The 10,447-nt window shown below is 31.9% G+C and carries 13 protein-coding genes and 2 tRNA genes; 10 read left to right on the plus strand and 5 right to left on the minus strand.

The genetic code is table 11. From position 1 onward, the window contains the following. Positions 1 to 111 precede the first annotated feature (111 nt). From hpt to ACKI3D_RS04605, 8 genes are all read left to right on the plus strand, one after another. On the plus strand, positions 112 to 681 hold the full coding sequence (gene hpt, locus ACKI3D_RS04570) for a hypoxanthine/guanine phosphoribosyltransferase (RefSeq protein ID WP_407392567.1): 570 nt from the start codon (positions 112 to 114) through the stop codon (positions 679 to 681). Position 682: 1 nt separating this feature from the next. Beyond that, positions 683 to 1,687, plus strand: coding sequence for a diphthamide biosynthesis enzyme Dph2 (gene dph2 / locus ACKI3D_RS04575; protein WP_407392568.1), 1,005 nt, complete (start codon positions 683 to 685; stop codon positions 1,685 to 1,687). A 98-nt stretch (positions 1,688 to 1,785) separates the two neighbouring features. Further along, positions 1,786 to 2,355, plus strand: a complete 570-nt coding sequence (locus ACKI3D_RS04580) for an exosome complex RNA-binding protein Csl4 (protein ID WP_407392569.1) — start codon at positions 1,786 to 1,788, stop codon at positions 2,353 to 2,355. A gap of 14 nt (positions 2,356 to 2,369) precedes the next feature. After that, positions 2,370 to 2,648 (plus strand): DNA-directed RNA polymerase subunit L, encoded by a 279-nt coding sequence (locus ACKI3D_RS04585; RefSeq protein ID WP_407392570.1) that lies wholly within the window; start codon positions 2,370 to 2,372, stop codon positions 2,646 to 2,648. A gap of 29 nt (positions 2,649 to 2,677) precedes the next feature. Continuing rightward, a complete protein-coding gene (locus ACKI3D_RS04590) occupies positions 2,678 to 3,100 on the plus strand; it encodes an NUDIX domain-containing protein (protein ID WP_407392571.1) in 423 nt (140 codons plus the stop codon). Positions 3,101 to 3,173: 73 nt separating this feature from the next. After that, entirely contained in the window at positions 3,174 to 3,485 is a 312-nt protein-coding gene (locus ACKI3D_RS04595) for a transcription factor S (protein WP_407392572.1), read from the plus strand. 9 nt (positions 3,486 to 3,494) lie between these two features. Then, entirely contained in the window at positions 3,495 to 4,469 is a 975-nt protein-coding gene (locus ACKI3D_RS04600) for a topoisomerase IV (RefSeq protein ID WP_407392573.1), read from the plus strand. 23 nt (positions 4,470 to 4,492) lie between these two features. Further along, positions 4,493 to 4,566 (plus strand) — tRNA-Arg (locus tag ACKI3D_RS04605). Here the strand turns inward: ACKI3D_RS04605 and ACKI3D_RS04610 are convergent. Continuing rightward, the gene (locus ACKI3D_RS04610; RefSeq protein WP_407392574.1) at positions 4,567 to 6,396 is read right to left on the minus strand and encodes a helicase C-terminal domain-containing protein; all 1,830 of its coding nucleotides are present in this window, start codon (positions 6,394 to 6,396) and stop codon (positions 4,567 to 4,569) included. 96 nt (positions 6,397 to 6,492) lie between these two features. Between ACKI3D_RS04610 and cobI the strand changes: the two genes are divergently transcribed. Next, a complete protein-coding gene (cobI, locus tag ACKI3D_RS04615) occupies positions 6,493 to 7,197 on the plus strand; it encodes a precorrin-2 C(20)-methyltransferase (protein ID WP_407392575.1) in 705 nt (234 codons plus the stop codon). Here cobI and ACKI3D_RS04620 read toward each other — a convergent pair. Both ACKI3D_RS04620 and ACKI3D_RS04625 read right to left on the minus strand, forming a co-directional pair. Beyond that, a complete protein-coding gene (locus ACKI3D_RS04620; protein ID WP_407392576.1) occupies positions 7,194 to 7,964 on the minus strand; it encodes a V4R domain-containing protein in 771 nt (256 codons plus the stop codon). The two genes, cobI and ACKI3D_RS04620, sit on opposite strands and share 4 nt — an antisense overlap. A 274-nt stretch (positions 7,965 to 8,238) precedes the next feature. Further along, a tRNA-Leu gene (locus tag ACKI3D_RS04625) sits at positions 8,239 to 8,322 on the minus strand. A 328-nt stretch (positions 8,323 to 8,650) separates the two neighbouring features. On the opposite strand from ACKI3D_RS04625, the gene ACKI3D_RS04630 reads away from it, so the two are divergent. Further along, positions 8,651 to 9,394 carry an SDR family NAD(P)-dependent oxidoreductase gene (locus tag ACKI3D_RS04630; RefSeq protein ID WP_405268446.1) on the plus strand — a complete coding sequence of 248 codons (744 nt, stop codon included), beginning with the start codon at positions 8,651 to 8,653 and terminating at the stop codon, positions 9,392 to 9,394. Positions 9,395 to 9,726: 332 nt separating this feature from the next. On the opposite strand, the gene ACKI3D_RS04635 is transcribed toward ACKI3D_RS04630, so the two are convergent. Continuing rightward, positions 9,727 to 10,092 carry a DUF2283 domain-containing protein gene (locus ACKI3D_RS04635; protein WP_407392577.1) on the minus strand — a complete coding sequence of 122 codons (366 nt, stop codon included), beginning with the start codon at positions 10,090 to 10,092 and terminating at the stop codon, positions 9,727 to 9,729. Beyond that, on the minus strand, positions 10,089 to 10,447 hold a 359-nt coding region (locus tag ACKI3D_RS04640), incomplete at its 5' end, for a hypothetical protein (RefSeq protein ID WP_407392578.1). The genes ACKI3D_RS04640 and ACKI3D_RS04635, both read right to left, overlap by 4 nt.

Here is a 10,447-nt window from a genome sequence, read left to right on the forward strand (position 1 = left end):
AAGATTTTCTCCTAAATTTCCAAGCATATTAATCACTTTAAATAATAATTTATAAATTATACTAACATTATATTTATATTTAACAAGTTTTTAAAATTTTGGTGTGATAGTATGTTAGAGGAAGTAAAGAAATCTTTAGAAGCATCTCCAATTGTCAAAAAAGGAGATTATAATTACTTTGTAAATCCTATAAGTGATGGCGTTCCAGCAATGGACCCTAAAATGTTGCGTGAATTATCTTTGGCTGTTCATAAGCATGCTGACTTAGATGTTGACAAAATTGTAGCAGTTGAAGCTATGGGAATCCACTTGGCAACTGCATTATCACTTGCAACCGATATTCCTTTTGTAGTAATCCGTAAAAGACAGTACGGCCTTGAAGGAGAAACAGAAGTATATCAAAAAACCGGCTATGGCTCATCAAACCTTTTCATTAATGATTTGCATGCCGGCGAAAAAATCCTAATCATTGACGACGTGGTAAGTACCGGCGGAACATTTATCGCATTGCTTAATACTTTAAAGGATTTAGGCCTAGAAATTAAATCTGCAGTTGCAGTTATTGAAAAAGGCGAAGGAAAAGAAATCGTTGAAAAAGAAACCGGAGTTGAATTAATTTCAATTGTAAAATTGGATGTTATTGATGGAAAAGTAGTTATTGAAAAAACAATTGAAGATTAACATGTCAATGTATGATATGGATTTGGACAAAGTAATCCGTAAAATCAATTCGAAAGACGCCAAGACCGTTGGAATTCAGTTTCCAGAAGGCCTTAAAATGCAAGCCGTAAAAATTGCTCATGCAATTGAAGAAGGAACTGATGCAACCGTCATTATTTCTGGAGACCCCTGCTATGGTGCATGTGATGTAAGTGACTGGAAAATGAAGGGATCAGTAGATTTAATCATACACTATGGTCACACACCGCTTCCACTCAAATATGAAGTACCAACATTATTCATTGAAGCTTTTTCTAACATTAACATTAAAAAAGACCTTGAAAAATGTTTAGAAAATCTAAAAGGTTATTCTAGAATAGGTCTTGTTACAACAACCCAACATTTGCATCTTTTAAATGAAACAAAAGATTTCTTAGAAGATAACGGTAAAGAAGTTATTCTTGGATCATCCAAATCCACTAGAAAAGGGCAGGTTTTAGGCTGTAACTTTTCATCCATTAAAAATTTAGATGTTGAAATTATCTTATTTATCGGTAGCGGAAATTTTCACCCATTAGGAATAAAACTATTCTCAAATACGCCCGTTTTAGCATTAGACCCTTATAATTCAGAAATTAGAAGTATGGATGAATATGCAGATAGAATTTTAAGAATAAGATTTGCAAGAATTACTAAAGCACGGGATGCTAAAAAATGGGGGATTTTGGTTTCCTCCAAGGAAGGCCAATATAGAATGAAGCTTGCAAAAGAACTCAAAAAAATTCTTGAAGATGCAAAAATGGAAGCATATATCATTTTAGTAGACAATGTATCTCCGGACGTGTTGCTTCCTTACCTGGAATTGGATGCTTTTGTTGTAAGTGCTTGTCCAAGAATAGCTATCGACGACTCACAGATGTATAAAAAGCCATTATTGACACCACAAGAGTTGGAAATAGTTCTAAACAAGCGTGAGTGGGAAAACTATCAATTAGACGAAATATTATTCCATGAGCGTTACCGTTAATCTTAAGTTATTTTTATGAATACTTTTAAATAATAATATCAATAAAATTATTATATTAAAGAAATTTTAATAAAATCTTTATTTTGGTGAGTTTTAATATGAATATGAAAGATGAAGAAATAGCAATGCCTGGAGATAAATTAGGAATTATCGAACAATATTTACCAGGTGAAGGTACTTATGATGATAATGGTGAAATTAAATCAGCGGTACTGGGTAATGTTAAAATTAATCAAAAAATGAAGGTTATTTCTGTTGTGTCAGATGCAAAACCAGCTCTTTTAAAAGTTGGTGATATCGTTTATGGTCAAATAACCGATATCAAACCACAAAGGGCAAATGTGAAAATTGAATGTATAAAAGATAATGCAAGACCATTAGCTCTACCTTATATGGGAGCTATCCACATTTCACAAGCAAAAAAAGATTATTTAGAGAAATTATCAGATGCTTTTAGAATAGGGGACATTATCCAAGCAAAAGTTGTTAAAATAACTGGAGATAATGTTGATTTAGGTACTGTAGATGAAGATTGTGGAGTACTGAGAGCAATGTGTACCCGCTGTAGAGATTTCATGCATACTACACAAAAAGAAAATGAACTTCAGTGCAATACTTGTAACAAAAAAGAAAGACGTGAAGTGTCTAAAAACTATGTTAATGATTAATTAAGGTTGATAAAATGGAAAATTTTGAAATTGTAGAAGAAAAAACTTTAGAATTAACTTTCATTGTAAAAGACGAAAGTCACGGAGTTTGTAATGCATTAAGACATATCTTAATGCAAGATGATGACGTTGAATATGCTGTTTACAATATCGACCATCCTCTTACTGGAAAACCAGAAATGACTATTAAAACAAAAAGAGGAAAAAGACCAAGAAAAGTCTTGAAAAAAGCAGCAGAAGAACTCCAAAAAGAAAGTGCTGAATTTAAAAAACTTATTGATGAAGCTTTATAGCTTCAATACTTATTTTTTATTGTGATTAGATGGTAAAATATAAAATTCCTTCTATAACCGTTGATGCTTTTATTTTTAACGAAGATTTAAATTTTATTTTAATAAAAAGGAAAAATGATCCTTTTAAAGATTATTGGGCTCTGCCTGGAGGATTTGTTGAATATGGTGAAAGCGTGGAAGACGGGGCTATTAGAGAAGCAAAAGAAGAAACCAGTATAGACATTGAACTTATAGATTTAGTGAATGTTTATTCTAAACCTGATAGGGACCCCAGAGGACACACAATATCCGTTGTTTTTACTGCCAAAGGCGATTTTAACCAGAAAAAAGCTGATGATGATGCAAGTGACATCAACATATTTTCACCAAATCAGCTTGACGAAATCAATATTGCTTTTGACCACAAACAAATTATAAATGATTGTCTAAAAAAGGCCAAAAATAGCCTTTAAATGCTATATATTTAAATAAGTTAAAAAAAAAATTATTAGAATATATAAACAAAATTAATAGAGGGAGAGTTAAATGGAATTTTGTCCAGAATGTGGAGCCATGTTGCTTCCAAATGATGGAGTTTTAAAATGTAATAGTTGCGGGTATTCAAATGAATTATCCGATGACAACGAATATAAACTCGAAAGAGAAGTTGAAGCTGAAGAAACCGTTAAAATGTTAGGTGAAGAAGAAGACATGCGTTCAACTATTAAAGAAACTTGTCCAGAATGCGGGCATGATGAAGCTTATTATGAATTAAAGCAAACTCGTAGTGCCGATGAAGCACCTACACGTATTTTTACATGTGCCAAATGTAAACACGTTTGGAGAGCATACCATTGAGGTTTTTTCATGAAAGATTCTAAAGAAAAAGAGCATAGAATTTCTAATTTAAAAGATATGATTCATAATATCAAAGAAGATGATCCTCGTGGGCCCAATTATGCGGATGTCGAGGAAGATTCTGAATTAATTGAATATCTTAATGAAGATACAACTAATTATGATGAATTAGAAATTGATGATGAATTTATTTACCGTCCGGGTAATGATACGGGCAGTGCTATAAATTTAGAAGAAAGCTCAATAGACGAAGATTTTATAATTAAAGCTCCTGCAGAAAAAGAGATTGAAAATGAAGATGAAGAAATTGATGAAATCGCTGAAGATATAATGGGAGATGTTAGTGAAAACTTCGACCATATCATTAATGCAAAAATTGGAAGAACACCTGTTTTAGCAGTAGTAAGTGCCTTTTTAGGACTTATATTGATTGTCATTTCTGCATTTATCTTTAAATCACGTAGTGACAGGGTAATTGACCATGTCGCTTCAGGAGAAACAAACTTCATATTCATTATCGTTTTGGCTTTAGGTTTATTATTCTTTGCTTACGGAATTTTCAAAATATTCAATATTTCAAATCCGCTGAAGAGTATCACAGATAGTATTGATTCAATCGATACTGATAAGAAAAAAGCTGATGATACCACCCAAAATAAACCAACACCAAAAGTAATTCCAAAAAGTGAAATCCCATTGGATAAAGAATCCTACAAAATTGGGGAATTTGAATTCAAGGATTTGAAAAATAAACTAATAAAACCTACTATTTCTGAAAAAGAACAAATTCAAGAAAATTTAGATGATATTCCTCCTGCAAAAGAAAAAGAGGAATATAAAAAAGGATTGACATCTGAAGAAATTGAAGAAATGGAATACAACAAAGCATTGCTTGAAAGTGAATCAATTGACGAAATTTTTGCAGAAGTAGAAGATATAGAAGATATACCTATTATTTCTATTGATTCAAAAGAAAAAGAATAGAAATAATATCTTTTTTATTTTTTGGGCCTGTAGTCTAGTCAGGAATGACGCAGGACTTCGGATCCTGAGATCGGGGGTTCAAATCCCTCCAGGTCCGCTATTTTTTTAATCTGACAACCGCTTCCTTAAAGAAATCTGGAATTAAAGACCTATACATTGGACTTTTAAACAGCATGTTAATGTCGCTGTCAATAATATAAGTGTAACAGGAATCATCTTCAGCCCTCATTCCACGTCCATAAGCCTGCATTAAAGTCATTACGGTCTTATATGCATACCATTTTTTATCCCTTTTCATCCTCATGTTAACTTGCTTATCACCCAAATAAGGGAATGGTATTTTGTAAATGATTTGGAATCTGCACTTATCATAAGGTAAATCAACACCTTCACTCATAGAAGGTGAAACTAAAACTAATGGATTTTCATCCTTTTCAAAAAAGTCTAAAATCTGTTCCCTATTTTTTGGAGTATGAGATATTAATCTTGAGTTATATAGGTTATTGGTAATATACTGCTGACATCTGTAACTGTGTGTGTGAATTAACCCCTTATCGCCTTCATGCTTTTTCAGGATTTCCTGCAATATCGGGATAGTCTTTGGAGCAGTTCTTTTTATTCTATTGGCTGACATCTTGCCGGCTAAATCAAGAATGATTGGTCTTTTTTCTTTTGTAAATGGGCTGTCAACTTTTATGTGATATACCTCATTAGGATTCAACCCTAACCATTTTGAAAACATCCTATGAGATAGAATAGTTGCACTCATAAATATGACGACATCCCCGTATTTCAATAGATTGTTTTTAGCATAGCGATGAACCCTTAACGGCTTGAATGTAACTCCAGTCTCTTCAGCATCGATAACCCAGTTTCTAGGTTCCTTATCAAGGTTATTTTTAAGAGTTTTAAGTCTGAAAATTGTTGATTTTATCCTATCCGCCTTATTTTTACTGACATCTTTCAAATCAATGTCTTCATATGATTCTCTGATGGCATCAACTTCCATTTTCCAGTCCTCAAGTTCACCATCTTTTAAAGTTTCCGGAGATATTCGTTTATTAATATCCTTTTCAAGAGTCCTATTGTATAATGTAACTTCCATTGTTGCCATTAACTTATTCTCAATATTGTGGGCTTCATCAAGAATCAATAAAGATCTTGTTCCAAAATGTTTAACATAATTAAGCTCAACAATTGCATAATCATAATTCATTAAAGTGATTGGAGAGTTGACCGCATTTGCTTTTTGATTCCAGTAATGACAATGACTATGTGATTGATAAAATACAGTTCCACCGAATGAATCCTCAAAAGCCAACTCTGCATCAAGGGTAGGATTTTTAGCCACACCATATTGACAGAAAAATTTAGAGGATGTTGGTGTTGTTTTACAAGCCCCTATGTCACATGTAGATTCTAGATTATCATGTAAGCAAGCAAAATTTCCCCTTCCCTTAACCAATGGGAACTCAAATTCATCCGAATATTGGGACTGTAGCTGCTTTGTCATTGTTAGGATATATGCTGATTCATACATTTTAGCAAGAGTTGTGGCTATTGCAGATTTACCTGTTCCTGTTCCTGCCTCTAAAACAATGTATTTGTACCCTTTTTTAATTGCATCATTAATATCCTGAATAATCTCAAGCTGGCCCAATCTAGGTTCTTTAAATGGGAAGTTTTCAATTATTTCATCATCAATATGAGGATATATTTCCTTTAAATAGGCGAAAGTTCCCTCATCCTGCTTATGGTCATCAACTGAATATACCTCAGGTATCTCATCATCTAAAATTGATGAACTTCTAGGCTTAGCAAAGCTAAATAAATTAGTTGGACCTTTAGATTCCTCTTTTGGGTACTTTCCACAGGTACAATTACTTTTAAGCATTCCACAATTTGGACAAAACATTGAATTTGACATTAAAAATATATTAGGTAAGTATACTATAAATAAATTATAGAAAGAGCATTTGTTAAATAATATTTAACATTTAAAATTGATATTAAAAGTGATTATATGACTAAAAAAGGAAAATTATTTGGAATTGGTGTTGGACCTGGAGATACTGAACTGCTTACACTTAAGGCTTGTAAAGTTTTAGAAAGTGTTCCTGTTGTATTTACTCCAAAATCTTCAAAAGAAAAAGAAAGTATAGCATTATCCATTGTTAGGCCAATCCTTGATAAAAGAGAAGATTCTAAAAAATTAATGCTTGTTACACCTATCTTTCCAATGATTGAAGATAAAGACGAACTTGAAAAGATTTGGACCAGCGCATCTGAAATGATTGCTCAATACCTTGATAGCGGAAGAGATGTGGCTTTCATCACACTTGGAGACCCATCAGTATTCAGTACCTACTCTTACTTACAGAAAAAATTAATCGATGACTACGAAATTGAAACAATTCCTGGAATTACATCATTCACTGCATGTGCTGCCGCTAGAAATAAGGCTTTAGTAGAACAAAACCAAATTTTAACAATTGTTCCTAAAATAGATGAAAGATTAGAACAAGTTTTAGATTACAGCGATTCAATCGTACTTATGAAAGCATCAAGAAACACAACAGACCTTGAAGCAAAAATAGAAGAAAAAGAAGGGGAAAAAGAAATTTATTCTGTACAAAACTGTACCCGTGAAAACGAAAAGATTATTGAAGGATTTTCCGATGAAAAACCTTACCTGACAACTTCAATAATTCAATTCAAAAAAGATTAATGAGGTCTGATGCCTAGAGGCTCTACCTCAAAAACACATTTTTCATCACCCATAGTGTAGCATTGAGTTTCAATTACACTTACGGGTAAATTAAAGAATTCTGTGAATAAACCCTCAAATATTCCTGTATCTAAAAAACAAGCCGGTTTTCCAGTTTTTGGGAGCAATCCACATTCAAAACAGTCATAGGTTGTAATCTTAATTATTTGACCAACTTCGAATGTGATCCTTCCTAGCCCTTTTCTTTCCCAGAAATTAGCAATGTTCTCCATGAACACGTCTAAATCATCATCATACATTATTTGAAAAATAGATCTCCCTATACTATTTCCTGTTGACTGCAAAATAGGATCTATATTAACTCCTTCCTGAATAAGCATTGCTTTAAGTGTATGGAACAATAATGTTGAAAATTCAGCGTCTTCATCCACAATATGTTTAAGTAAATAGTCAGCTTGAGTTTCTTCTATTTCTTTTGGTTCACGGACATTTACAGAACCTATATATTTGGAGTTTAGATAAAATATTTTCTTTCTGTTGTCAACCGGATGCACCCTATAAGATATAATTCCACTTTCTCTTAAACCTTTTAAGTGTACAGAAACTGTTGATTTTGATTTACCTGTATTGCTGACGATTTCGTCAAATTCCATTTCACTATCTCTAAGCATTTCTAAAATTGTTAGTTTTACTGGACTTTTAATAACGTTAACGCCAATGTTTTCATTAGCATTTGAAAAGATTTGTACGGGTTTCTGTTCGCTCATTTAATCCATCCCCCATGTTATATAGTTATGTTTTTAATTATTGCTTAATAAATGTAACTATAAAGCAAAAATTAGCCATTTAAATAAGAATTAGCTGAAAAATTGAACAAATTTAAAAAAAATAAAATGAATACGAACTGTTCGTTTTAAAACATATGAAATTGTTCGTATACTTATCGATTCAGTACTAAAACTCCAATACTAAATTTATTTTTTTGGTAATTATAAAATTTTAAAATCCTATTCACTCTTAAAAAGCTAAAAAAACAATAAATAGACGTGGTGGGATTCGAACCCACGTAGCAACTAATGCATAAGACCCTGAATCTTACTCCTTTGACCACTCGGATACACGTCTAAAATAAATATCTGAAAAAGTAATCCATGTACTGGATTTTAACTATACTATTATGCTTTTTTTAGTATAAATATTTAATCCTATTCGACCCATTGATTATTTGACCAACCGTTCTCATATTCTCAACTTTAACCCTGTTTGCAGTTATTTTTATAAATTAAAAAAAAAAGATAATATTTTTAAGATAATGGTCATTAAACAATGTATTTTAAAAAAATTCTGAATTGTATTTAGAGTTATGCAAAAAATATTATTAATATTTAAATACATTTGATTACAAAGTATTAAACACAAAATCATAGGAATATGATTAAAGAAGGTGATATTAATGGGTAAACTAGATGGAAAAGTAGCAATCGTTACTGGATCAACCTCTGGTATGGGCCGTTCTACAGCCAAATTATTTGCTGAAGAAGGTGCTAAGGTTGTTGTAACTGGAAGAAACGAAGAAAGAGCAAACGCAGTAGTGGACGATATTAAAGCAGCTGGTGGAGAAGCATTTGCAGTTATTGCTGATATGGCTGATGTTGACGATATTAAAAAAATCTTTGATGAAACCATTGAAAAATATGGAACTGTCGACATTTTATTCAACAATGCAGGACTTTTAAGCGTGACTCCTCTTTTGGAAATTACCAAAGAGGAATGGGACAAAGTATTTGCCGTTGACGTATACGCTCCATTATACTTAACACAATTGGTAGCTCCTGTAATGAAAGAAAAAGGAAAAGGTGTTGTTATTAACACTTGTTCAGTAGCATCCTACGCTGCACACTTTGGATTTGTAGGTTACATCTCATCCAAACACGCTATTGCAGGTCTTACCAAATCCATAGCATTCGAACTTGGTCCTGAAATAAGATGTAACGGTATTGCTCCTGGTGCTATCCACACCGCTATGGTGGATAGTATTGGAGGAGTGGAAGCATTGCAAATGATGATTGACGGAGCCCCTATGAAAAGAGTAGGTCAAGGAGAAGATATTGCTGCATTAGCATTATTCCTTGCTTCTGACGAATCCGAATTCTTAGACGGTCAAATCATCAGGTGCGACGGCGGATTCGAGTGTTAAGTTTTTAAAGTAGTTGGATTTTTATCCGCTACCACTATTTTTATTTTTTTATATTGGGCATCTTTAGTCTAATCATATAAACTTGAAATTTAAAATACTAATTTAGCTATGATTTTGATTACATGTTGACGATTTCTACTATGTTTGACATAGGTAAATGCATCAATATATCTGATTATCAGAATCAAAAAAAAGCCACAGATATTCGAACAATTCGTATAAAACTTATAAAAAAGTTCCGATACTTATAGATTTCAAGCAATAAAACTCTGATAGAGAATTCATTTTCTAAATAATTATAAAATCAGGCTGTTACGATGTAATGAATAATGTTATGCTGTAACCAGTTCAGATTCAATAGCAGGAATACCATTTAGATTAGTTGTGATTCTATTCATTCCAAAAGTTTGTGTTTTATTATGGACCGGAACTGATAATTGGACTTTTAAATTTATAGCTTCTTCAGTGATTATTGATTGAATAGTAATTTTAGTTAAATTATTAAAATGACTTTTATCCAGATTGAATATTTTAGATGCATTTAGAAATTCAAATGCAACAGGTTTACCATCTTTATCAATATCTAGAATCACATCATTGTCTAATTCAAGTGAAACTTCATATTCATAATCATCCACACAATATATGAATAATGAGTCTCCTTGACGGTCATAATCATATACTACTTTGTTGTTCATTTTCTCACCCTTTGATTTCTATAAGTTTCCATAACAGTTACAAACTTCACATCTTTATTATCATTTATACCTATCACTAATGATATATCTTTTGTAGGTCTCTGATTGTGTTCAAAATATAATCTAAATTTATTGTAATCTTGCTTGATAATCCCCATTAATGGATTGTGTAAGAATGTTTCAAAGATTAAGTCAAAATCTCCAATCCGTTGAATATTCCTAACATCAAAATGTTTAGTATCAGGCATGAACGATTGATCACATGAATTAATTATTTCAATTGCCTCTTCAATAGAATAATCTCTCATTTTTAAAACCTTTATTTTATATTTTAAAAAATTTAATTTAATATTAT

It is taken from the genome of Methanobrevibacter sp. (assembly GCF_045586545.1).
In the GTDB taxonomy this organism is placed as follows: domain Archaea; phylum Methanobacteriota; class Methanobacteria; order Methanobacteriales; family Methanobacteriaceae; genus Methanocatella.

What these genes read in the sequence shown, in the direction of transcription:
- hpt (WP_407392567.1), top strand. Translation starts at nt 112, where the DNA reads ATGTTAGAGGAAGTAAAGAAATCTTTAGAAGCATCTCCAATTGTCAAA.
- dph2 (WP_407392568.1), top strand. Translation starts at nt 683, where the DNA reads ATGTCAATGTATGATATGGATTTGGACAAAGTAATCCGTAAAATCAAT.
- ACKI3D_RS04580 (WP_407392569.1), top strand. Translation starts at nt 1,786, where the DNA reads ATGAATATGAAAGATGAAGAAATAGCAATGCCTGGAGATAAATTAGGA.
- ACKI3D_RS04585 (WP_407392570.1), top strand. Translation starts at nt 2,370, where the DNA reads ATGGAAAATTTTGAAATTGTAGAAGAAAAAACTTTAGAATTAACTTTC.
- ACKI3D_RS04590 (WP_407392571.1), top strand. Translation starts at nt 2,678, where the DNA reads ATGGTAAAATATAAAATTCCTTCTATAACCGTTGATGCTTTTATTTTT.
- ACKI3D_RS04595 (WP_407392572.1), top strand. Translation starts at nt 3,174, where the DNA reads ATGGAATTTTGTCCAGAATGTGGAGCCATGTTGCTTCCAAATGATGGA.
- ACKI3D_RS04600 (WP_407392573.1), top strand. Translation starts at nt 3,495, where the DNA reads ATGAAAGATTCTAAAGAAAAAGAGCATAGAATTTCTAATTTAAAAGAT.
- ACKI3D_RS04610 (WP_407392574.1), bottom strand. Translation starts at nt 6,396, where the DNA reads ATGTCAAATTCAATGTTTTGTCCAAATTGTGGAATGCTTAAAAGTAAT.
- cobI (WP_407392575.1), top strand. Translation starts at nt 6,493, where the DNA reads ATGACTAAAAAAGGAAAATTATTTGGAATTGGTGTTGGACCTGGAGAT.
- ACKI3D_RS04620 (WP_407392576.1), bottom strand. Translation starts at nt 7,964, where the DNA reads ATGAGCGAACAGAAACCCGTACAAATCTTTTCAAATGCTAATGAAAAC.
- ACKI3D_RS04630 (WP_405268446.1), top strand. Translation starts at nt 8,651, where the DNA reads ATGGGTAAACTAGATGGAAAAGTAGCAATCGTTACTGGATCAACCTCT.
- ACKI3D_RS04635 (WP_407392577.1), bottom strand. Translation starts at nt 10,092, where the DNA reads ATGAACAACAAAGTAGTATATGATTATGACCGTCAAGGAGACTCATTA.